The 23,598-nt window shown below is 54.6% G+C and carries 15 protein-coding genes; 12 read left to right on the top strand and 3 right to left on the bottom strand.

Annotation, left to right across the window (positions count from 1 at the left end; genetic code table 11):
• The first annotated feature begins 54 nt into the window (after positions 1-54).
• Positions 55-1,482 (top strand): phosphatase PAP2 family protein, encoded by a 1,428-nt coding sequence (locus DL239_RS18900; RefSeq protein WP_206188531.1) that lies wholly within the window; start codon positions 55-57, stop codon positions 1,480-1,482.
• Positions 1,483-1,500: 18 nt separating this feature from the next.
• Here DL239_RS18900 and DL239_RS18895 read toward each other — a convergent pair whose 3' ends face one another.
• Positions 1,501-4,371 carry a hypothetical protein gene (locus DL239_RS18895; RefSeq protein ID WP_167685663.1) on the bottom strand — a complete coding sequence of 957 codons (2,871 nt, stop codon included), beginning with the start codon at positions 4,369-4,371 and terminating at the stop codon, positions 1,501-1,503.
• Positions 4,372-5,157: 786 nt separating this feature from the next.
• Here DL239_RS18895 and DL239_RS18885 point away from each other — a divergent pair.
• From DL239_RS18885 to DL239_RS18855, 7 genes are all read left to right on the top strand, one after another.
• Positions 5,158-6,435, top strand: a complete 1,278-nt coding sequence (locus DL239_RS18885) for a plasmid recombination protein (protein ID WP_167685661.1) — start codon at positions 5,158-5,160, stop codon at positions 6,433-6,435.
• A 190-nt stretch (positions 6,436-6,625) separates the two neighbouring features.
• Positions 6,626-6,877: a hypothetical protein gene (locus tag DL239_RS18880; RefSeq protein WP_167685660.1), complete on the top strand. Its 252-nt coding sequence runs from the start codon at positions 6,626-6,628 to the stop codon at positions 6,875-6,877.
• A 558-nt stretch (positions 6,878-7,435) separates the two neighbouring features.
• Positions 7,436-8,512: a DUF2652 domain-containing protein gene (locus DL239_RS18875; protein WP_167685659.1), complete on the top strand. Its 1,077-nt coding sequence runs from the start codon at positions 7,436-7,438 to the stop codon at positions 8,510-8,512.
• A 178-nt stretch (positions 8,513-8,690) separates the two neighbouring features.
• Positions 8,691-9,104, top strand: a complete 414-nt coding sequence (locus tag DL239_RS18870; protein ID WP_167685658.1) for an ester cyclase — start codon at positions 8,691-8,693, stop codon at positions 9,102-9,104.
• 196 nt (positions 9,105-9,300) lie between these two features.
• The gene (locus DL239_RS18865; RefSeq protein ID WP_167685657.1) at positions 9,301-10,473 is read left to right on the top strand and encodes a YncE family protein; all 1,173 of its coding nucleotides are present in this window, start codon (positions 9,301-9,303) and stop codon (positions 10,471-10,473) included.
• Between the two features lie 61 nt (positions 10,474-10,534).
• Positions 10,535-10,930 carry a hypothetical protein gene (locus tag DL239_RS18860; RefSeq protein WP_167685656.1) on the top strand — a complete coding sequence of 132 codons (396 nt, stop codon included), beginning with the start codon at positions 10,535-10,537 and terminating at the stop codon, positions 10,928-10,930.
• A gap of 32 nt (positions 10,931-10,962) precedes the next feature.
• Complete coding sequence (locus DL239_RS18855) at positions 10,963-12,339, top strand: hypothetical protein (RefSeq protein WP_167685655.1); 1,377 nt, start codon at positions 10,963-10,965, stop codon at positions 12,337-12,339.
• Between the two features lie 47 nt (positions 12,340-12,386).
• On the opposite strand, the gene DL239_RS18850 is transcribed toward DL239_RS18855, so the two are convergent.
• Complete coding sequence (locus DL239_RS18850; protein ID WP_167685654.1) at positions 12,387-12,947, bottom strand: hypothetical protein; 561 nt, start codon at positions 12,945-12,947, stop codon at positions 12,387-12,389.
• Positions 12,948-12,974: 27 nt separating this feature from the next.
• Positions 12,975-16,595, bottom strand: coding sequence for a hypothetical protein (locus tag DL239_RS18845; RefSeq protein ID WP_167685653.1), 3,621 nt, complete (start codon positions 16,593-16,595; stop codon positions 12,975-12,977).
• A 281-nt stretch (positions 16,596-16,876) separates the two neighbouring features.
• On the opposite strand from DL239_RS18845, the gene DL239_RS18840 reads away from it, so the two are divergent.
• The 4 genes from DL239_RS18840 (at position 16,877) to DL239_RS18825 (ending at position 23,595) form a co-directional block, all read left to right on the top strand.
• Positions 16,877-18,910, top strand: a complete 2,034-nt coding sequence (locus DL239_RS18840; RefSeq protein ID WP_240932005.1) for a multiheme c-type cytochrome — start codon at positions 16,877-16,879, stop codon at positions 18,908-18,910.
• A 235-nt stretch (positions 18,911-19,145) separates the two neighbouring features.
• On the top strand, positions 19,146-20,732 hold the full coding sequence (locus DL239_RS18835; RefSeq protein WP_167685652.1) for an arylsulfatase: 1,587 nt from the start codon (positions 19,146-19,148) through the stop codon (positions 20,730-20,732).
• A 137-nt stretch (positions 20,733-20,869) separates the two neighbouring features.
• Complete coding sequence (locus tag DL239_RS18830; protein ID WP_167685651.1) at positions 20,870-22,570, top strand: alkaline phosphatase family protein; 1,701 nt, start codon at positions 20,870-20,872, stop codon at positions 22,568-22,570.
• Positions 22,571-22,602: 32 nt separating this feature from the next.
• Complete coding sequence (locus DL239_RS18825; protein WP_167685650.1) at positions 22,603-23,595, top strand: AAA family ATPase; 993 nt, start codon at positions 22,603-22,605, stop codon at positions 23,593-23,595.
• Positions 23,596-23,598: the final 3 nt, after the last annotated feature.

Raw genomic sequence — 23,598 nt, 5'->3', positions numbered from 1 at the left:
AGAAATTAGACTGGTAAGATTTCAAGTCCATTATACAGGATAAGGAGAATTCAGATGACGTCGTCAAGGGGCATGGGTAGCGGCATGGGCATGGGTAGCGGCATGGGCATGGGTAGCGGCATGGGCATGGGTGGCGGCATGGGCATGGGTGGCGGCATGGGCATGGGTAGCGGCATGGGCATGGGTAACGGCATGGGCATGGGTAACGGCATGGGCATGGGTAGCGGCATGGGCATGGGTGGCGGCATGGGCATGGGTGGCGGCATGGGCATGGGTAGCGGCATGGGCATGGGTGGCGGCATGGGCATGGGTGGCGGCATGGGCATGGGTAACGGCATGGGCATGGGTAATGGCATGGGCATGGGCATGGGCGCGATCCCGGTTGGCGCAGATGGCGGCATTGGCTTCATCCGTAGCTACTACGCCACCCCTATCGAGCTGGCGCTGTTGCCCTGGTCGCTCAGCTTCACGCCTGACAACGCGGGCAACGCACCGTTTCCGCTGGCCTATGTCATTAACCCTTACCAGCCCGACAAGCCGCGGCTACAGTGGACGACGGAAGACTGGGACCCGGCGCTGCGCTTCTGGACGGTGCCATTCGATGAGCATCTTGGCGAATGGCTGCGGGCAGCCGAACGCGCCGAGCCTGCGACGCTGGCCGCGCTGGAATTTGCAGGGCATTACGAAAAATGGCTACCCCTGACTGAAAACTCCGATCCTCTGAACTGTTTTGAAGTGAACGATCTCGCCTGGCGACCTGCAACCGACAGCACCGCTGATCGCGCCATCGCATTTGAGTTCATCAAGGGCGAGTTGGAAACGCTCGTGCACTACATGGAGGATGAGCGGCAAAGTTACCTTGTGGAATCGGATGTGCAGGCAGACGGCCTGCCGGCCTATCTGGTCCATTTCCTCGGTATCAATTCCTTCGATCACCCCTACACACTGAAACTGATCGACATTGGTCTGGCGCTCGGTAACGTGGCTTACATGTCCTACAAGGCATTTTTCAAAAGGGTGCGCCCGTCGATCTTGCGCCCTGGGCTAACAGTGCCTTTCGGCCCGCCTGCCCATCCGGCCTTTCCCAGCGGGCACTCCTTCCTCGCACATCTGATTTCGCTGTTCCTATGCGAAATTCCAGGTGTCGCGTACCGCTACGGCGTTTTGCCCACGGGCGCGTCACCGGGGGATGGCGGATTGTTGCAAAAACCGCAAAAGAGCGATCTCGACGGGCGCAAGATAATTAATTCGCCGCTATTCACTATCGCACAGCGGATCGCGGTCAATCGCGAACGTATCGGGGTGCATTACCCATCCGACAGCTACGCCAGCCGCCATCTTGCGGCTGCGATCTGGGAACGGCTGATGAAGGACAAATCAGATGGCGACAGTATCGATTGTCCGACACTGGATACGATCATCGCACACGCCAAAAGCGAATGGCCGACGCCCTGGGGCGAACCAGCGCAGAGCAACTCATGAAATTTGAGCTGTCAGCGCTCAGGGCAGGTCGATCAGCATCAATCCGAGATTATTGTCGCCCGCGACCAGATCGGCCAGCGCACGGGGTTTGACTGGCGGTTTGTCACCGTTGGCATTGTCAATCTTAGCGGCGAGCAAGGCCTGCGGGTCCGAATTGGCCAGATCGTCGTCACAACTGCTCTCAAGCAAAATGACGAACGTCGCGCCGCCCATTTCCATTTGCTGGGTGAACATATCAGGGATCTCGACCTGGTCCTCTCTCCCTGCGATCAGCTCCGGCACTTCGTCGGCAACTGGATGAAACAGTATCCAATCGATGTTGTCGCCAAGATCCCAGTGATCCTGAGACATGTCGCCCAGCAACCTGCCAAGCCACATCCGCCGACGGATCCCTCCGGCAGGTTGCTGCCCGCGATTGCCAATGGTGAATCCCAGTCCATTGTCCACCATCCATTTTCGGTCGCCGGTCCAGTCAAGCGAGACGGGCGCGTAACTGCCGGGCCCGTAGATCGTGGTGCCGCCGGGCAGAACTTCGTCCGTTGGCCTATTGTCAAGGACATAGATATCTACCGGGGCCGCAAGGCCTGGCCCGTTGGTGGTCTTCAGCACGTCTTCGACAAACATACCCTGCGCCTCAAAAGCCCACCGCACCACCTTGTGTGAAACTCCGCCAGACCAAGTGTCCCCAACCGGTGGCGCGGGAGCGTAATCAAAGATGCCATGCGGCGGTGCAGGCACGTCGATGGGGGTGGTCATCAACTGGCTTGCGTCTTCCATGCCAAGCTCTAGCATCTCCGCTTTCGATGGCGACTGCGAAAACGCTGCGATCGCGCGGATCAACAGGTACAGCGTCATGAAAGAGGCGCGGTAACGGATGTAGTGGTCCGGGGCGCCACCAAGATTCGTGTCGCCGCCAATCGCGCGGTATAGCCGGAAGATCGAGGACGACAGAACCTGTTCGGTGAGATACCCTTTGAGGGTCTCACAGTTTACCGGTGGCGCGGCAAGTACGGACCGGTTCAACGAGCCATACCACGCCCAGCCCAACAGTGGCGACCGGTCGTGCCGCCGGGTTGTGAAGACAAAGGGGTAGGTGATCCCGCGAAAGTTCTCGCTGACATCGCCGCGCGTGTGGTTCAGTCGCGAATACGGATCGTACCAGACTGCCGCCAGCGCATCGCCCGCGCTGTGCGCAAAGTCGAACTCCAGCTTGCCCAGACGCGCGGCAATCAGGTAGTGCCCGAACTCATGCAACATCCAGCGACCGCTTGATGCGATCCCCAACGGTTCGGGACGCAGGAACCGGTCATCCGGGTGCGAAGACGGTGTGGCGTTCGGGTTTTTCGGCCGCGACCAGCGGTTGAGATTGGCCAGCGCCAGACGTATCTGTATCTTGGGCTTGTTGCTCTGTGCGGCCTCTTCACAGTCGAACGCAACCTGCGCATTGATCGTCCGGCCACTGCGTCCAGGGCCCGGAAAAATCCCATAACGATAAAAAACCTCGACCGTTTTTTGCGCCCGCACCACGAAAAGACTTGGGGGCAAACCGATATCGTTCAGAAAATTGAAAAAATCGAGGCTGTAGCAATAGGCCATGATTGCCGAATAATCGTTGCGGCGCGGGGCCGGGGCCTCTCCGCCGGGCAAGGGTACAGATTTTACACCGGGGCCTGCGGACTTGTCGTCAGGGACATAATTCGGGCAGCGGCGCACCTCAAAGCCGTCGGCCTCCAGTTTCATGCCCGTGGCAGGTCCTATGTCACGCGCGAGACGGTATGTCTCCAGCACCTCGTCTTCTCGCGTTGGCCGTCGTAGCGTGTAAAGGTAACTTATTCCACTTGGCTCCACCCATCCGGACGGCGTCTGAACGAAGACTTCGGCCGCGCCTGGATTGGCGGCATTTGAGACAAGAGGACATACCTCGGTGGACGCCAGCGAGTCCGTTGCGATGGGCAGATCGAAAGCTGAGACGATTTGATAGCTCTGCGATATCGGAAACTGCGATCTTACGCTGTAGTCGGCATCGACGGGTGCTGTGGACGCCGCCTTGGACACCAATGTCAGTCGTAACACCGACGCAGCGTCTGGCGTGGGTGGCGACACTGAAAACAACAATTGTTCTGCGTTCATTGTAGATTGGTCGACAAACGCGCTCTTGGCACTGAGCGCGGTGAGTTGGCCCAGGATTGAAACGCTTAAAGCGTCCCGCGAAGGAGTCCGCAATGGTGTCAACTGATCCAGAAGATTGTTGTCTCGCGAGGCCCAGCCCTCGGTGACACTAAAATAGCCTTTGGCGGGATGCTCTACGGTTATCGACCGGATGATCACCCGGACCTCGCTGCCCAGAGCCTCTACTGCCATCGGCACGCGGACGCCGAACGAATACGACATGACGTCTTCGTCCGGGAAGTATACCTCGGCGCCAGTCATCACGACAAAGGCCGGCAGGCCGCCATCTGCTTGTTGCGATAGGTTCCACGATGCAAGTGTGGGTGAGTCAGGGTCTGTGGTGGTGCCGATCGGGGGCCATATGTTGAGCCACTTGATCTCTCCCGGATCGGGCAGGTCGGCGCTCGGACCAAGCGCATCATGCCAGCTGTCCGGCATCAGTGGCTTCACGTCCGGCGAGGCCGTTTCAGGTTCCGGCGACTGCCAGTCGGAACCGAGCAGATCGCGGACACTTTCGAGATATTGGGCCGCAACCGTTTTCAGGGCCGCTTCGAGGTCGGCTTCGCCGCTGATCGTCGCCAAGTAAGGAACGTTGTTATGTGCCAGCAGCCGCGAAGGGCGACCGGACTCTGGATATTCGACCTCGTACCTTAGCCAATTTGGTGGCCAGAAATTTGTTTGGTATTTGTCAGGCGGCCATTTGTGGGTGGTGATTGTCATTTCCGATATCCTGTAGGCACATTCTAAGAAAACGGTTCATGAAATGTGACGAGGGTAACACAAGAAGTGCTTTCTGAACACTGAAAGGCAGAAACGCAGCTGTTGCAGCTTTCAGGCGCAGTAATCTTTTCCACCTGTCCGGACACTTGCTTAACCGTTTTTCTGCGCAGGACAGATAGGGACAAACTGCCAAGACAAAACAACTTTTCACCGATCAGATTCACTCAACCGAACAGGCACCTCTGTTCCAAACGCTCCGTGCCCCGTCACGCTTCGTATGCTGTATATTCATGCTGCAGAGGCCTATGACCGAGTTGTCCGCAACTCGGTCATAGGCCCCTGCGATCTCGCTGCGCCCACACTGGATGGCGGTTTTCATGTCAGGGCCGCAGCGTGGCGCGGGTCGATCAGGTAGACTGATTTTCTGCGCCTAACAAAGAATTGATTTGGATGCAGCGGCTGTGGGTTCCTACCAGCTGCGCACCGCGCGAATGGAAACAGCCAAGAATTTGCAAACTCCGTTAAGTGCGCTTAGCTGCCGTCGGAGCAGATAGCAGCGCACGGCAACAACCCGCCCTTATTGCGGAAATATGCAAGGTGCTGCAACCTGGCCCTTCCATTGTCCCCTACAATTGAGAATGGCCTTTCCCCATGATGCTTAAATGGAATTTGCAGTGCGGGTCTCTGCTCTGAAGCTAATGAACATTCTTGGTCTAAGATAAACCAGTTTTCCGTAATCGAACATGCGAACCCACGTCCCTCCCGAATTCAACGGGAGACGGAAACATGCCGACAGATATACCAAGCAAGAAGTATCCGGTGGTGCTTCGGTTTGAAGGCCTGTGGCCGCATCAGCTGGCCGGTTACGAGATGCACAGAAAACGAACCGGTGGTGACTTGGGGCACGTTGACCAGGATTGCTTCCATCCGAACAAGCGACTGATCGGTGAAGAGGACTGGGCCAGGAAAGCTCAGGCAGAGGTCGCGCAGATGCGGGCCGAGAACTTCGCTGATGAGCTTGACGGTTTGACACGTCGCAAACGGAAGTCGGATATCAGAAGACGGATGGTCGAAGGGCCGAAAGAGCCCTGGCGCAACTCGAAACACGGGCCAATGCGTGAGATCATTTTGACAGCCCACAAGGGTTGGTTCGAAGATGATATCGACGGGTTTCTGGGGCTGACATCTCGCGAAGAACAATTTGAAGAGCACGCCGTGTCTTGGCTGAAGGAAACATTCGGGGATGATGTTGTTCATGCTCGAGCAGATCGCGATGAGAAAACCTATCATGTTCACGCGGTGATTTTGCCACGCGCTGTCTCCGGCAAGGGGTCAGCCACCCGGCGGATGCTTCAGCCGTCAAAGCATGAAGTGATCAAGGACTATGAGGTAGCGCAAGACAGTGTTGGAAAGTGGTTTGCTGGACTTGATCTGACCCGGGGTGAAAACCATGCCGCCAAAATACGGGAAGCACGTGCCAAAGGGGAAACACCACCACCAAAGAAACGCCATAGCCGAACGCAAGAGTGGCGGGCGGAGCAAGAATTGAAAATTAAGGCCGACCGAGAGACGCTCGATCAGCAGGAACAGAAAGTTGCTTCTCGAGAAGAAGATGCTGATGCGATCCTTGCTGTTGCAGATGGATTGTCCAGTGGCTTGATCAAACTTGATGAGGTTGATGGCGCTGTACAGTTCAAGCAAACTGAAGCAGGAAAACACAGCCCAGACTCACCCGGACTTGCTGACAGGATCCGGAAATCGCAAGGCGGTGCTGAACGTGCTCGGCGGGCCTTTGGCAGGGCCTGGCGACTGATGACCGAGCGCGCGGATGCGCGAGCCTTAGCCGAGGCAAAAGCCAAGCTTGTCAAAGAGTATGAAGAAATCAGAGCGGCCGATACGGCGATCGTGAATATTACCGCTATGTTGCCGCACAGACTGGTCCGCCAGATTGTTAAGGCTCGCAAGTCACTCACCAAAAGCATTCTTGAACTAAAGAGAAGTCGCGGCCTCAAATCAGACGACCCGAAATCGAATTCGAGGAATGAGGACCCCGCAGAAAAATAACTCAAAAAAACCAGTCAAACCGTTTCCGCAAAACACCAAACGATCTGATGTGTTTTCTAGCGAAGGAATAATCCCCGCCAATAGCTGACACACCAAAGGATTACACTATGTCTAATGCTAATTTAACTGCCACTGACCGCGCGTTTAACCGGTTTAAAGAAGCGGTCGAAAAGACCAGAAGAAGGTCGTTGTGACCGATCTCGCACGCGAAAAAGCGTTTGGGCAAACCGTTAAGGCTTGGCTGTCCGCGCTTCCCCATGAGGAGTTAGTCCAAGCTTTCGTGCAATTTGAACAGGCTGCTTCTGCAAGCAATGCCAAGAAAATCGCAACCCACCCCATGCGTCCGGCAGCGGTTGATGCGTTGCTCGAACGAGAGCAAGCTAAGCGTCCGGCGGCGAAGCAAGAACAACACGCCAAGGTCGAGGATGTAGCCAAGAGTTGATCTAATCTATTGTAAAGCAAAAGCCGCGGTGAGGACTTCCTCCCCGCAGTTTTTTGTTTTGTGCTGTCGAACGTCGGAGCCAATTAATGGCGAACCTCTCCGTGCCTGGGAGGGCAGATCAAGGTAAGAGATCGCGATGAAAGGGACTGTCGAATTGGTGGTTCATTTTGAGACACAGATATCGGGTGAAAATCCTGAATATCGACATCAAACAGGTCAACTTACGGTGAAATCATGCTCCCGTAATCAAGACTTTGTCATAGAATACAATGCGCTATCGTCCTTCGGGGCGCTTCTTGCGTTCGGGTCCGAAGTCTTGGAAGCACTGTGGAAGTATTTGACGTTAAGTCTGGGCTGAAGGTTCCCACTTCGAGGCAGAAAGCATTGGTCTTGGTGCCTTGGTTGGTTTCTGCCGCTGACGCCAGAATGCTCAAATTCGGAAAATACAGGCTCAGCCCAGCGACATTTGTGGTCTTCCCTTCATTCCACCCCAGTTCATTTCATCAAGAGCGGGTGAATATGGATGTTCGGCCCGGCAATTGTTCAGGAGATAAACTGATGACAACGCAATATGGCTATTTGTTGATCGCAGATATCTCTGGTTATACCCAGTTCCTGACAACCTCTGAGCTTGAGCACGCCAACCCGATCTTGCAGTCATTGCTCAGCACTATGGTCGAGCAAATTGGCGAGCCTCTACATTTTTGGAAGATGGAAGGCGACGCGGTGCTGGCCTATTCAACCCAGCAAGGCTTCCCCACTGGTGAAACCTTTCTCGCGACATGTGAGAACCTGTACAATGCATTTGCCACCCGCCGACAAAACATCATCGCGAATAACACTTGCACTTGCCAAGCCTGCGCCAATGTAGACGGGTTGGATCTGAAAATCATTGCTCACCACGGTGGGTTCGATGAAATGCAAGTTGGCCCTATGAAAGATATTTCGGGCGCGGATGTGATTCTTGTCCACCGGATGACAAAGACGGATGTCAGCGCTGTCACAGGCATTCGTAGCTATGCGCTTTTTAGTGACGCAGCAGTTAAGGCCATGGGGGTGGACGCTGCGCTGGTGCCTTACTCGCAGCCGTTTGAACATTTCGGTGACGTCTCGATGCAGGTTTACGATCTTGCGAAGGCTTGGGAGAGTTTTCGCGCTGGATGCGATCATTACTATCTGGAGGAGGAGGACGGCGTGTGGACCTACCGCCGTCACTTTGATTTGCCTTTGGTTGCTGTCTGGGACGCACTTACCGCACCGGAGCTAAAGCAGCGGTGGATGGATGGGATGATTTCTGTGACAGTTGACCGGCCCAAGGGGCGCATCGGTGCTGGTTCGGGATATCACTGCGCACATAACGCTGCGGATTTTCGTTACTGGGTCACTGATTGGGAGCCGTTTGAGTACTTTTCCACCCGCATCCACGATCCGGGGCGTGAAGGCATCAGCATGCCCGAGACTTACAATCTGAAACCCACCGAAACAGGAACTGATTTTCGCTATACGATTGGCCAAGCGCATGATGCCGATGGCAACCGGTCCGAGGTCTCAGAACAAGAAGCGGTTGGTTTTCTATCTGAGTTCTGGCCAGTTTGCTTTGACGAAATGGAGATTATGCTTAGGGAGGCGAAGTAGATGGAGGGACAAGATCTCACTTGTCTATATGTCTCTTGTTCGTCCCGCTCTTGGCAAGCCGGGACGGTTTTGAGTTGAAAATTGCATCTCTGCCACGTTGTCTGGCGAAGTGATTGAAGCGAGCTACCTTAACGCGATCAAACCGCACAATGACGGTTTATTCAGACCGGAGGACATCATGACAATTAAGCAAACCGCCTGGGAATTTTTTGACGCCTGCGAAACCGGAAAAGGTTGGGACACCTGCAAACAATGGTGTCACGATGATGCTGCGTTTTCTGCCCAAGCGGATGCCCTTGGCGAGGTGACAACCCTCGAAGGCTACACCGATTGGATGAAGGGCTTGCTTACCCCCATTCCGGATGGCCGCTACGAGCTGAAGTCGTTTGCTGTGGATGAAGAGCGGGGCAATGTGACAGCTGCTGCAGTGTTCCACGGAACGCATACCGTTGATGCCGGAACAGGTGCGCCAACGGGTAAGGCTATCGCTGCCGACTATGTTTATGTGATGGATTTTGACGGTGATAAAATCAAACACATGACCAAGATCTGGAATGATGGCCATTCCCTGAAGCAGCTTGGGTGGGCATAAACACGACTTCGAAATCTTCGTGAGCATCGTTCCAGCGCCCCACCGATCACATTGGCGGACGCGAAACGGGAAAACTGGCCAGACAGCGCTACACTCACCGGAAGGGTATGGCCTGCAGTGATAGGGTGGCACGGAAAGTAACTTCGCCAATTCCTGCAGTACCGGCCTAACTTGATAGGTTTGGAGGAACGGTCTCATGAAGAAACGAATGACGCTACTCGCGACATGCGCGTTGGCTCTCTCTACCAGTGGAGTGTCTGCCGAAATCTTGGCGATGATGAGCTATGAAAGCAAACCGGCAGAAGATCTAAGAAGTCTGAAACTTTCTGGGACAGAGGAACGGCGCGAAGGGATCGCGATTATCGATGTTGATCCCAATAGTTCTAAGTTTGGGGAGTGGCTCGTTGATATCCCGTTGGATGCAACCGGAGTAGCGCACCATCTTTTCTATGATCGTACGATGTCCAAACTCTACCTGACCAGTTTAGGCCAGCCCGCACTGCAGGTTATGGAAATGAGTGATTTCCCGCCGCGTCTAAAGACGATCGATATTCCCAACTGCTCGATGGGTGAGGATATCATTATCGATGATGACAATGAGTATTGGTACCTGACCTGCATGAATTCGGGCAATGTGTGGCAGGGGCGGGTGTCTGACGATACGGTCACTGGAGAGATCAAGCTGCCCGGTACCAACCCACATGGGTTGGCCGTTGATACCAACATAGACCGTATTCTTGTCACTAGTACCATCAAAGGCGATTTAACCGATCCGGGTGAAACCATTTCGATTGTAAAGGCCAGTACGCTGGAGCTGCTTGAGGAAATCAAGGTATCGTCAAAACCCTCTCCATCCGGAGAAGCACCTGTCGAATTGCTTCGTGTGCCTGGTGGTGGGCCACCAACTTTCCTGGTTACCAATATGTTTGGTGCAAGCATCTGGGCTCTGACTTGGAATGAGAGCAGGCAAGAGTTTTCGGCCGAAATGGCGGTGGATTTCAGCCCTATGAAAGTTGGGGTGCCGTTGGAGATGTATTTCAATCCAGAAGGCGACAAGATGTTTGCCACCACTGCCGCGCCGGGGCACCTGCATGTATTCGATATCTCCGAAGGTATCATGGGGCCTAAGTTGTTGAATACTATCGAGACAGGTAACGGTGCCCACCATGTAGCGTTCACGAAGGACATGAAATACGGGTTCGTGCAAAACTCGTTCATCAACCTGCCCGAAATGCGGGATGGTTCGGTCTCGGTGGTGGATCTGGAAACGTCCGAGGTCGTAGCTTCGATGGATACCCTGAAAGATGCAGGTCTGAACCCGAATGTTATTGTGCTTCTACCTGAGTGGAATGCACTTGCCGGGCATTGAGACCGGTTAGTCAGAGGGCTGTGCCGGGAGTCTGGCACAGCTCCAATTGGAGCAACCACACATGAAATCCATTTTATTTAAGGCGATTACAATTTTTGCTTTCGTCATGGCCATTGGTCAGACTGAGGCCCACGAGACATCCCTTACAGATGCACATGAGACAGCTGATGATGGACCTGTGTTGGAGTTGACGGTCATGGTCAACCAAGCCGGTCCTGCTCCTGTTATTCAAATTCCAAAAGGGAGCAATGTGCATCTGGCGGTGACCGGTGCTGAGGGCCATGAGTTGCACTTGCACGGTTATGACATCGTCAGCGTTGGCCAAGCCGGGAACCCAGCGGTTTTCGCGTTTCTAGCCGTTCATACAGGACGGTTTGCTATTGTCGTGCACGGGGTAGAGGACCTCTTGGGGAGGACAGAGAAGGCTGTTGTCTATCTTGAGATCCGCACGCCATGAATAGGTGTTTGCTAGCGGTCACTCTCCTCTGTGTGGCTGTACCAGATGCAAGTTGGGCGCATGCGTTTGGCCAACGGTATGATCTGCCGTTGCCACTTGGTTTTTACCTTGCCGGTGCCGGGTTGACGGTGGCTCTTACATTTCTGGGATCAGCTCTTTTTCTGCGTGTCGAAAAACACATGCGATCTGCAATTGGCATCCGTGTCCCATATCAAGTAACCCGATTTATGGCTCCGTTGTTTCGAATGTTGGCAGTACTTGCGCTGGCTCTGATCCTGACAGTTGCCTTGTTTGGCCCCGCGTCGCCTACTCAGAACCTTGCAACGATTTTTATATGGGTCATCTGGTGGGTAGGCTTTGTTTTGTTAAGCGCATTGGTCGTCGATCTTTGGTCGAGCCTGAACCCATTTGCGACAGTCGTGGATGCTGCTCTGGCCCGATTTGAGCCCCGTAAACGTCGTTCTCATCCACCGGCTTGGGCCGGTTGGCTTGCGGTTTTTGGATTGATTTTCCTATCCTGGATCGAACTTGTTTCGGATTGGTCCGAGAACCCTAGGGCAATGGCTCTCATTGTTCTGCTCTATACCCTTGGGCTTTTCCTGGGGGCTTTCTGGCTGGGGCGATCAGCCTGGTTTCAGACTGCTGACCCGCTGACGCTACTGTTTGGATTGCTTGGGCGGCTTGCCCCAATCGGCATCCAACGTAATCGGGTGGAACTTCGTCTTCCAACATCAGGTCTGATCGGGCATTCCCTGAGTGTATCGCAGTCCGTATTTGTCGTAGCGCTTATTGCTATCGTCCTATTTGATGGAATCTCAGAGACACCAATCTGGTCCGCAGCTCTCGAATGGGTAACAGAGTCGACGACGCTGCGGCCCTGGTTGCTGACATTGCGCGAACACGGCGTGGATCTGCTGAAACTCATCCTTAGTATCGGGCTGATCAGTACAATCCTAGCCTCGTGGGTGCTCTATACCGCGCTATCATTCGCAATCTGGCTGGCAGCGGGTCGCGGTACAAAGTTTAGCAAGATATTTACCGGGTTTGCGACATCACTGTTGCCAATAGCCGTTGCCTACCATCTGGCGCACTATGTGTTCTTTCTAATGCTGGCCGGACAATTGATCATCCCTGCATTAAGCGATCCATTTGATCTTGGCTGGGCGCTTTTAGGAGACACAAATGGAATGATCGACGTTGGTGTCATGACTGCAGAGGACGTGTGGTGGATAGCCGTGATCGCCTTGGTGACTGGCCATGCCCTGTCGGTTCTTCTTGCCCATATCGAAGCCAGCCGCCTGTTCAAATCACATCGTCAGGCCGTTCTAAGCCAACTGCCCATGATGGTGTTCATGGTTCTGCTGACATCATTCAGCCTCTGGGTGCTTGCACAGCCGGTGGTCGAATAAGGGCTGCACTCGGTTCGTGAATGAACGGAATTACAATTGCGTAGACCTTAATCCGAGCTGTGGGTAACCGTTTCCAAACTCTCCATAAAGGCGCGGTCTTCTTCTGACAGTTCGCCTTCATCGTCGAACTCTTCATCGTCTTCCACAGGTTCTAGGTCCAACGCCTTGTAGCTGTCCTCGCTCACAGAGGCTATTGCACCCAGGCTGGTCTCGACCCGGTAGGGCAATCCGGTAAATCCATCGCGTGCGAAGAATACCAACTGGTCGTTGACTAGGGACGGGGCCTGAATTTCATCAAAGTCAGGCACACCAAAGTCGACCAGACGTATGACGCCCTCCTGCCACGGTGTATTTACATCCTCGCCTGCCAATTGTGCATTGTAGGCTTGGGCAAATGCGGATGGGTCAGTGATCACGGAAAAGCCACGCCCCTGAGAGATGTGGTTCACCGCCTTGGCGAGCGTCGTCGCTGCCTCGGGCTGCGCTAATCCCGGCACCATGGTCAGAAGTTGAGTAAGGTCAGCCGTTTTCTGCGCGTCATCAATGATGACCACATATTCTGCTTCGGCGGTGCGGACGAAATCAATATTAGGAAGTGCGTCAGCCATTTGTTTCGCCTTTCATCAGTTTGTGTTTCATCGAATTGATGCCCATTCTGCCTTGGCCCAATCGTCGGTCGCGGGGCGCATACTGCCCGGGGGAACGGTTTTCTGCCACAGCTGGGGTTCACCTGTTGTTGGGTCGGGTGCAATGACAAAGAAGGTATGATCTTCGGCGCTGCCCCAATTGCTGTCAGCAATTACAAATTCGGGTGCGCCAAGATCGCGCATCATGGCTGTTTTGGATTCACCGGCGGCCTGTTTCTTGAACCAAGCCTTTGCTTTGGCTTGATCAGTGTAGCCCTTTGCCTTTTCTGTCAAATAGGCATCAATGGCATTTTCGACAGCCGCATTTATCTCGGCTGGGGTGCAGGCATCACTTGGCCGGTGCGCTGTTGCGCCCTGTTCAAGGAGCGGGAGAAGCGTGGCGTCTCCGTCTATCTTCTTACGCTCAAGCTCGATCTGCTTGTCGAACAGATAGGCAGCACGTTTTTCCTCGATATCCGTGTCTTTCAATGCCTTACCAACGTCTATCAAATGAGTTTTTACGTTGGCCTCAATCTCGTCCTTGGTGTCACCCTTGAGCTTGGCAAGTGAAGGATCATTGGGCAACGCATTAAAGCCGTGCATTCCGACGGTGCGGATTGTGATCATCTCTTCCGGAGCGCCCGTGAAGGTTGAGAGCATGTTCCCCAGCAGCTCTTCGGTGCGATCCCCCATGTCGACAATACTGGTTTCCTTATCGACAAACTTCTTCTGTTCCATCTTGTCGCCAAACAGAGTTTTTGTTGCCGCCGTTGTCTGCCCGCCAGAGCTTTGCTCCCATGGTAGATAACGCGAGCCATCTGAATACTCTGGTGTGACGGAGTCGATGAAGGCATCCGTGCTTACAAAGGTGCGGACCTCATCAGCCTCATCCGAGGTCGGGTCCAATTCAGCAAAGGCAATTGCCACGTTGGCGATCTCGGTTGCAAAAGCGGCCTTGCTGCGGATCTCGTTGTTGTTGGTGTTGTTCACCAGGATATACCGACCGGTGGTAGAGCTTCCGTCGCTTGAATCGGTGATTTTTGAGGTCGGATCATAGGTGAATTCAAACGAATCTGCGATCGCGGTACGCAACTTATCTGCCTTGAACAGGCCTAAAACTCGTTCCTTGAGTGACCCAAACAAACCGGACAGGCCGCCTTTTTCTGACGCTTTGTCAGACAGGATATCCGTCAGTTTATCGGACAGGGCATCGGTTCCCTTATCCATTGCGGATTCAAAGCTCTTGGATCTCGACGATCCGGCGACCCTGGCTGTGGAGGTGGCGAGGGAGTATTCCCAACTGCGCATCAGCGGGTCTTCGTTTCTGGGCAGGTTGGTTACTGCCGCGACCTCAGGGCCAAAGGCTGGTTTGTATTTCCCTGTCCCGGCGATCGATGCATAGGCTTCCATTGCCTTAAGCGGTTCCGTCTCGCGCATGCGACGTGCCGGAGCGGTGGCAAAGCATGAGCCAACTGGCCCTTGGTCCAGAGGTTTCAGCATTGATGCCATCACTGCGGTTTGTGCATCGCCTTTTCCAACGGCGTCTCGGCCACGTTTGCGCAGTGCCTTGCGTACCAGTTTGCGGGATGTCTTGGTCGTGGTTTCCGGAATGTCCGATAGAATGCCGTTGGCCGCCTCGGCGTTGTCTGCGTCGCCCATGAATTCCAACGTCTTTACGACGTGCTCGTTCATGGCTGGCATTGGTTCACGCAATGAATGTGGGTTGAACAGGAGGTCTCCGACTGCGTCCTTGGCCTCTTGTGTGGTCAGGTCGATCTGCCCGTCTTTCAACAGCGCCTTTCCGACAACAGCAGAACGTTTCTGCGCCTTTGCAGTTTTGTCGGCGATCCGCATGTCGCCCATAGGGTCGGTAACATGTTGGCGCCCGGACGCCATGTAGTCGTCCATCCGCTCAAAGAACTCAGGGCCAACTGTTGCGCCCATCGTCAGCAGGTCTTTGGCGTATTTCTCGGCTACTTCTGGTTTAGCAAAGGCCTTACCTGTGGAATCGGCGAAACCCGTTTCGCGTTGGTCAATGATCTTACCTAGCCCCTTGGCCACTGCGTCGGGGTGTTTAGCGGTTTCGGCGGCTGCTATTGCGGCAGTGGTCAGGTCTGGATCCTTGCTGAACCCTTCGATCAGTGCCTTGGCGGCATCATCCGAGAAGGACTGCGCCGAGTTGGGGGAGAGTGGTCCAAATGCTAAGGCCTCGGACAGGCCTTTTTTGCCACGTGCCGCTTTTTCAAACTCTTTGGCGTCCTTTACTCTGTCCTTTAGGCCGTCAACGTCCAGCTGGGCGAGCCGAATGGCTTCGGCCTTGTTGGGGCCGTCTGCCAGTTTGTTGGCCTTGGCAAGTCGGGCCTCGGCCTTGGCCAAACGCTCTTCGGCTTTGGCAATTCCGTCCTTGGCCGCAGTCAACAGCTCTGGTGTTACCTCTTGATCGCCCAGCACGGCTGCAAAGCCGTCCATTGCGTCTTTGGCGGCAACAGATGCGCCGGGGTATTTTGTCTGAATGGCGGCGGATTGTTCGTAGCGATCAGCCGGAGCAGGCTTTCCTTCGGCTGCAAGGATCGCGTCTTTGGCAAGGTCCGCCGCGCTGCGGGCCGGTAGGTTGGCAAGCTGGGCCTCTAGGAACTTTTTAAGCGTAGAGACGATGCGCTCTGTCTTCTTCAGATCAGTGTCTATTGTTGCGCCAAATGCGTCGTGCAATTGTTTTGCTTTGGCGGTCAGGGATTTATCTCCACGCCCTTGGAAATCTTTGTACTGGTCCTGAAGTGCCGCAAACGCTTGGGTCAGCTGGTCGCGCAAGGCGTCTTGGTCTTCTTGCGCGGGCGGCTTAGCAGGCGGGTCTTCGGGCAGAGGTGGAGCATCTGGAATTGCTGCTTTGGCCTTGGCTTGAGCTTTCTCAAGCGCAACCTGTACCTTTTCAGCGGCTGCAGCTGCGGCCGAGACCTTGCCGCTTTTCATTGCGGCGACAACCTTTGCAAATACTTCTAGCAACGGCGCGCCAACGTCTGATGGCAGCGCTGCTAATTCGGGTTTCATCGCCACCAATTTCTGGGTCAATTCTTTTGCGGCTTCGGCCTTAGGATTCGGTTTTTCTGCTTCTTCCTGCTCTTTCTTGCCATCCTTAGTGGCCGGGGCAGGTTCAGACGCTTTTGTCGGTTCTGAAGGGGCCGAGGGACCTGACGGCGTGGAGGGGCTAGAAGGTGCGGAAGGTTCAGCTGGCTCTGTTGGTTTAGTTTTTTCCGCGCCCACTTCAGGATCATCTGGAATGTCGTCACTAATGTCGGATTCCAAAACTTTCCCAGTGGCATCGCAAATTTCTACGTTCAGCGGAACTTTCTGAGTGCGCAGATATTTCTTGAGCTTTTTGGCCATTGCGGGGAGCACAACGTCGCACTTTAGCGACAAAAGTTTGCCGTCTAGAGTTGCGGTGCCAAAAGCCGCCTTCGCGCCATCGCCAAGTTTCTTGGCTTCTTGCCCCAGCACTTTTGGTGGTTTTCGCTTGTCCAATCCCAGATACTGGGGATCACCCTTGCCGGGATTGTACGCGAACGAAATCTGTTTGTTGCGAGCTACCTTAAGCAGCTTTTTGATCTCTGGGCCTTCGACCTTGAAGCTACTCATAGTGAACTCCGCCGGGAACTGATCAGTGAATTTAGAAACTAATGAATAAAAGTAGGATAGCCGTATCTACCTATCTGTCTAGTGGCTTCCAGAGGCTAATACGAGTTGAACTGCTGCATAATCGAGTGTTTGGGTGGTTTCGAATTTGTGCTGTCTCATCAAATGATGTTGTGTTGCGCCAATGATCGTCGCTAACAATGTGGAGTAGATGGCGCGTAGGGTTGCTACGTCGCTGACAGCGGTATTTTGGATCAGCGGTGGCATAGCAATTGATTAGCATTTTGAACTGGAGATTTCCGAGGTTAGATCAACCGCTGGCTATTGCTGTTGTGTTTTTGATTTCTGGCCTGACGGCACCGGCCATCGCAGACGAAACCAATCCACCCCAGTATGTAGGTTCGGACACCTGTGTATCCTGCCACTCTGACGAGGTCGCCGATTGGCAAGGTTCACATCATGCCTTGGCATGGACAAAACCGACGGCGGAAACGGTGGCGGGTGGCTTCGACGGGCGCAGGTTTACACATCAGGGCAGTACAACGCGTTTTCTGAAGGACGGCGGTCAATACGTCATCGAGACTGAAGATGCCAAAGGGGGCAAACGACGGTTTGAGGTTACGGGCGTGGCAGGGATCGAACCGCTACAGCAGTACATCATTGAGACCGAACCGGGGCGTATGCAGTCGTTTGATGTGGTGTGGGATGTGGAGGAGGAGCGCTGGTTTCACCTTTATCCAGATCAGACCCTAACACCCGACGATGGCCTGCATTGGAGCGGCTCCTATAAAAACTGGAATGCCCGCTGTGCGGAATGCCACGCGACCGGGTTTGAAAAGAATTACGACCCCAAGAGGGATTTGTATCAAAGCCGCCAGGTGGAAACTGGGGTTGGGTGTGAGGCCTGCCATGGTCCGGCGCAGGCACATGTGGAATGGGCGCAAACAGACAATCGTCTGGACGGGACCAAATGGACTGGCACCAATGACATTGGGTTGCTGATCAATTTGCCTTCGGATGGTTCTGCTGAGGCTGAATTGCGTGGATATTTGGCCGGGACGCAGCAGCGGCTTAGCCGGTTAAGCAACTCAGAAACACAGATCCAGCAATGTGTCGGGTGCCACTCGCGCCGCGAACCATTTGAAGGTGGCAACCCGCTCCCCGGTACGCCGTTCCATGATGCCTATCGACTAAGCAATCTGCGCGCAGGGTTGTATCACCCGGACGGGCAGATCGAGGACGAGGTTTATGTCTATGGGTCGTTTTTGCAATCCAAGATGTATGCCAATGGCGTCACCTGCACAGATTGCCACAATCCCCATACCGCCGAGGTGAAGCTGGAAGGAAATGCCCTATGCGGGCAGTGCCATTCTCTGGCCGGAAACCCGGATTTCCCTACGCTTGCGCTCAAGGAATATGACGATCCTTCACACACCTTTCATGTTGAGGGCAGCAAGGGTGCGGAGTGCAAAAGCTGTCACATGATTGAGCGCACCTATATGGGGGTTGATGGCCGCCGGGATCATTCGTTTCGCATCCCGCGTCCGGATCTGAGCCTGCAAACACAGGCTCCGAATGCCTGCAATGATTGCCACAGCGATCAGACACCGCGCTGGGCGGCGGATGCGGTTGCCAGCTGGTACCCAGACAGCACAAAGGGTGGGCCGCATTTCTCTCAGATTTTGGCTGCCGGTCGCAATGATTTGCGCGGACAGGGTGAGGCGCTGGTTGGTTTGGCAGAATATGATGCGTTACCAGCCATAGTGCGTGCCACCGCGTTGGATATGCTTGTACCACTAACCAATCCGGCGCTGGCGACACGGCTAGAGCCGTTGTTGTCCAGCCCCGAACCGCTGATCCGGGTTGCGGCTATCTCTATTCAGCGCGGCGCCCCCGAGACAGAACGGTCTGCGCGGATTGTTGGACTGCTAGGGGATCCGGTCAAAGCTGTGCGTATCGCTGCAGCACGTGGCTTTTTGGGCATGCGCATCGCCTATATGCCCGAGAAGATGAACCACGATCTGAATACAGCAATGGGTGAATGGCAAGCGTCGTTGGCAGCCAAGGCGGATTTCCCTGAGGCGCAACTGGTTCTGGCTGGCATTGGGCTGACCACACGGCGGATGGATGTCGCGCTGAATGCCTTTGGCGAGGCAGTGGAAATGGATCCGCAGTTGACCCAGGCTTGGGTGATGATGGTTCGTATTCATGATGCGCTGGGCGATAGGCTGGCGGCGATTAAAACAGTTCGAGAGGCATTGGAGAGAAATCCAGAAGATGTGCAGCTAAACCTGATGCGAGCGGATATCGGCGGATAACCTGCAGGCAGCAACGTCATCAAACAAACTCCTAGACCCCTGTACTATGGAATGCTTATGTTGGTTGAGGTGGTGGGTGAGCTTCTACATTCACTTTGTAATTGCAATGTGTTAGCGATTTTGAACGAAGTGTATCCGACTTGTTGAGATATAACTGACCTAATTCTAACGATTAATCGCTGTCCGCACCCCATGTGTTGGTAAATGCGTAAGAACTCAATTTTGGGAGTTAAAAATGATCAAAGACATTCGTGACAAGGGTACGGGTCTATTGCTGGGCCTAAGTACGTTGACCGCTGTGGCGGCCTTGGCTGCGGTCCCTGCGGTGGCGCAGGACAAGCCAAACATTTTGGTAATCTGGGGCGATGACATCGGCCAGTCCAACATCTCGGCCTATACGATGGGGTTGATGGGCTACCGCACGCCCAATATCGACAGCATTGCTGCCGAAGGCATGATCTTTACCGACTACTATGGTGAGCAATCCTGTACTGCTGGCCGCTCATCCTATATCATGGGGCAAAGCGTGTTCCGCACCGGCCTGTCCAAGGTTGGCCTTCCTGGCGCCAAAGAGGGCATGCGGGTTGAAGACCCGACCATTGCTGGTTTGCTAAAGGCCGAAGGTTATGTGACCGGTCAATTTGGCAAGAACCACCTGGGCGACCTGGACGAAATGCTACCAAGCAACCATGGCTTTGATGAGTTTTTTGGCAATCTGTACCACCTGAATGCGGAAGAAGAGCCTGAAAACGAGGACTATCCAACTGATGTAGTTCTGGCTGACGGACGCACGTTCCGCGAAGCCTTTGGTCCACGTGGTGTTATCCGGTCCTCGGCGGATGGCACAGTCGAAGATACCGGCCCGCTGACCAAGAAACGTATGGAAACGGTTGATGATGAAACTATCGCCGCTGCACTGGACTTCATGCAGCGGGCGGTGGATCAGGAAAAACCGTTCTATGTCTGGTGGAACGGCACCCGGATGCACTTCCGCACCCATGTCAAAGACGAACTGCGGGGTATTTCCGGTCAGGATGAATATTCGGATGGTATGGTGGAACACGACCGGCATGTTGGCCAGTTGCTGGACAAGGTTGACGAACTGGGCATCGCCGACAATACCATCGTGCATTACTCGACCGACAATGGCGTGCATATGAACACTTGGCCCGATGCTGGCATGACCCCGTTCTTTGGTGAGAAAAACACCAACTGGGAAGGTGGTTGGCGGGTGCCGTCGATGGTGCGCTGGCCCGGCAAGATTGAAGCCGGATCGGTTAGCAATGAAATCATGCACCATATGGACTGGTTGCCGACCTTTATGGCAGCTGCGGGCAACCCGGACATCAAGGCTCAGCTGAAAGAGGGCGGTGTTCAGGCTATTGGGCGTGAGTACAATGTCCACTTGGATGGCTACAATTTCTTGCCCCACTTGACCGGTGAGCAAGAAGAGGGACCGCGCAAAGAGGTTTTCTATTTCTCGGACGACGGCGACCTGACAGCGCTGCGCTATGAAGACTGGAAAATGATTTTCCTAGAGCAAAAAGCCTATACCACTTTGCGTGCTTGGGTTGAGCCTTGGACCGAATTGCGTGTTCCGCTGATCTTTAACCTGCGCCGCGACCCATATGAGCGTGCCTATCGCACATCCAATACATATTGGGATTGGGTGATTGATCGCGTCTATCTGCTGGTACCTGCGCAGGCCTACGTTGGGCAGTTCCTGGCTACGTTTGAGGAATTCCCACCCCGTCAAAAAGCAGCGTCGTTCTCGCTGTCGCAGGTGATGGAGAAAATGACCTCCAATCTGGGTAGTCAATAAACTTATATGCCTCCAAATGTGGGGCGAATATGGCGCCGAGGGAAGTCCGTCGGCGCCGTTTCATTTATCAGTTTTAGGCGCGATTGTTTCAGCACCCCCTTGGGGACGGCCTTCCGTCGCATTTGAAGAGGTTTCCCATGTTGCAACAGTCTGTGAAATTCTATGCGGCCTTGATTGGTGCGGGCCTTATGGCGGCGACCGGCGGAGCAGCGCAGACCACGTCCTCTTCGCCGCGTTTGGTATTGCAAATCACCGTTGATCAGCTACGCGCCGATCTGATCGCGCGGTACTCTCAGGGGTATGGTGACGGTGGTTTTAACTACTTGCTGCGCACTGGTGCGGTGTTTGGCAATGCCCATCACCGTCATGCCAACACAGAAACCATTGTTGGCCATGCAACACTGGCAACTGGTGCTGATCCGGCAATTCACGGTATGGTGGCCAATCTTTGGTACGACCGCAAAGCGGGGCGGCAGTACTATAATGTGCAGGACGAAGACTTTCCGTTGTTGGGCGCGCAGGGAGTCGACCAAGACGGTGAGATAGACCCTACGCAACGTTCAGCCACCACGGATGGCCGATCCCCGCGCGCGATCTTGACCACGACCGTTTCCGATGAAATTGCAGATTTCTTTGGCCCGGATGCAAAAGTGTTTGGTGTCTCGGTCAAAGATCGCGGTGCCATTTCCATGGCGGGCCATGCCGGGACAGCCTATTGGTTCTCAAAATCCGAGGGACGGTTTGTTACCAGCACCTATTATCGCGATGCCTATCCTGACTGGGTTGGAGCCTGGCAGGATAAGGGACTGGTTGAATCCTATGCAGGCATGCAATGGACGCTGTCGCAACCTGTTGAGTCCTACCGCTTTGCCGAGCTTGATGATCAGCCTTGGGAAACAGAATTACCGGGTTGGGGCACCGTGTTCCCGCATGAATATGGCCCGGCGGACAACCCGTATTTCACCACTTTTCTAACCCTTAGCCCGGCAGGTGATGCGCTGACTGTGGATTTTGCCAAGACCCTGATAGATGTGGAGCAGGTCGGCGCGGATGAGGTCACTGATTATCTTTCGATCAGCCTGTCGTCGACTGACTATGTTGGCCATATTTTTGGTCCTTCCAGCTTGGAGTCCGAGGACAATCTAAAACAGCTGGATGGGCAGCTTGCCGACCTGCTTTCCTACGTCGATGCGCGTGTTGGGTTGCACAATACGCTGGTCATTCTATCCGCTGATCATGGCGGTGCCGAGAATCCGGGGTACCTGGAAACTCTGGGAATTGAGGCGCAGATGTTCAGCTTTGACAGCCTGGATACAACACCGGGTGCGCAGCGTTTGAAGGATGCATTTGGCGTTGGCCGGGAGCTGATCCAGAATTTCTCGGCGCCCTATGTCTATCTTGATCAGGATTTGATTGCAGAATTGGGATTGGATGCAGACGAGGTTGAAGGTGCGGTGGCGCAGGAGCTTCAGCAACTACCGGGTATTGCCTTTGCGGTTTCCAGCTCTGCCCTGCGACGTGGGCAGGTGGCGGACACGTCGATCAGCAAGTCGGTGCTGCGAAATTTTCACCCGGATCGGTCAGGCGACATCTATGTGGTGTTTGAACCGCATTGGTTCATCGGTGATTTGGATGGGTTAAGCGTTGCGGCCGCACATGGCTCGCCGTGGAGCTATGATAGCCATGTGCCGCTGATTTTTGCAGGACCGGGAATTCAGGCAAAAACTGTGGTGCGCCGGGTTGAAACTGTCGACATCGCACCGACAATCACCACCTATCTTGGCACCAAGCTGCCGTCTGGCGTTAGCGGTGTGCCGCTACCGGAAGTCTTTGAATGACACGGCACACCACACCTTTAGCGAGGTTCTAAATGAACGCACATGACGATATTTTAGCTCTGCAAGACCGGATAGCCCAATCGATCATTGGTCAGAAAGCCGTGGTAGAGAGTCTGGTTATTGGCGTTTTGGCCAATGGCAATCTATTGGTCGAGGGCCTGCCGGGGTTGGCCAAAACACGTGCGATCAAGGCGCTGGCGAAAAATCTGGATGCGCAGTTCTCGCGCATTCAGTTCACCCCGGATCTGTTGCCGTCGGATGTGACCGGAACCGAGGTTTATACTCAGACGGCCGAAGGCGGCAGTTTCCGGTTCGATCCGGGACCTATCTTTGCCAACATTGTACTGGCGGATGAAATCAACCGTGCTCCGGCCAAGGTGCAGGCGGCCTTGCTAGAGGCGATGGAGGAGCGGCAGGTGACCGTCGCGGGCGCCACGCACAAAATGGAACCGCTGTTCACGGTAATGGCCACCCAGAATCCCATTGAACAAGAAGGCACCTATCCACTGCCCGAGGCGCAGATGGATCGCTTTCTGATGCACGTCAATATTACCTATCCACCGGTCGAGGATGAGGTCGAAGTGATCCGCTTGGTGCGTGGGGAAGAGATTGCGGTCCTGGAAGGTCGCAAAGGAAACAAGCCCAAGAAAGAAAAACCACCGGCCATTTCACAAGAGGCTGTCTTTACCGCGCGGGCGGAAATTGGCCAGATTCATGTCTCGGATGAAATGGATCGCTATATGGCTGATCTGGTGCAAGCGACCCGAACGCCCGGTGCCGTCAGCGATGATCTGGCGCGCTGGATCGAAATTGGCTCTAGCCCGCGTGCGTCACTGGCACTGGATAAATGTAGCCGAGCGCATGCCTGGCTACACCATCGTGACTATGTTGCCCCGCAAGATCTGCGCGCAGTGGTGCATAATGTGCTGCGCCACCGTTTGACGCTCAGCTTTGAGGCGCAGGGCGATGGCAAGCAGCCTGATGATGTCGTGGATGAAATTGTCAAACTGGTGGCATTGCCCTAACCG

Source organism: Parasedimentitalea denitrificans (genome assembly GCF_011813015.1).
GTDB lineage: Bacteria > Pseudomonadota > Alphaproteobacteria > Rhodobacterales > Rhodobacteraceae > Parasedimentitalea > Parasedimentitalea denitrificans.
The sequence above is the reverse complement of the archived record's forward strand: the minus strand, read 5'-3'. Positions and strand labels throughout refer to the sequence as shown.

Coding starts and splice junctions, on each gene's coding strand:
- DL239_RS18900 (WP_206188531.1), top strand. CDS start 55: ATGACGTCGTCAAGGGGCATGGGTAGCGGCATGGGCATGGGTAGCGGC.
- DL239_RS18825 (WP_167685650.1), top strand. CDS start 22,603: ATGAACGCACATGACGATATTTTAGCTCTGCAAGACCGGATAGCCCAA.
- DL239_RS18850 (WP_167685654.1), bottom strand. CDS start 12,947: ATGGCTGACGCACTTCCTAATATTGATTTCGTCCGCACCGCCGAAGCA.
- DL239_RS18830 (WP_167685651.1), top strand. CDS start 20,870: ATGTTGCAACAGTCTGTGAAATTCTATGCGGCCTTGATTGGTGCGGGC.
- DL239_RS18895 (WP_167685663.1), bottom strand. CDS start 4,371: ATGACAATCACCACCCACAAATGGCCGCCTGACAAATACCAAACAAAT.
- DL239_RS18835 (WP_167685652.1), top strand. CDS start 19,146: ATGATCAAAGACATTCGTGACAAGGGTACGGGTCTATTGCTGGGCCTA.
- DL239_RS18860 (WP_167685656.1), top strand. CDS start 10,535: ATGAAATCCATTTTATTTAAGGCGATTACAATTTTTGCTTTCGTCATG.
- DL239_RS18870 (WP_167685658.1), top strand. CDS start 8,691: ATGACAATTAAGCAAACCGCCTGGGAATTTTTTGACGCCTGCGAAACC.
- DL239_RS18845 (WP_167685653.1), bottom strand. CDS start 16,595: ATGAGTAGCTTCAAGGTCGAAGGCCCAGAGATCAAAAAGCTGCTTAAG.
- DL239_RS18875 (WP_167685659.1), top strand. CDS start 7,436: ATGACAACGCAATATGGCTATTTGTTGATCGCAGATATCTCTGGTTAT.
- DL239_RS18885 (WP_167685661.1), top strand. CDS start 5,158: ATGCCGACAGATATACCAAGCAAGAAGTATCCGGTGGTGCTTCGGTTT.
- DL239_RS18865 (WP_167685657.1), top strand. CDS start 9,301: ATGAAGAAACGAATGACGCTACTCGCGACATGCGCGTTGGCTCTCTCT.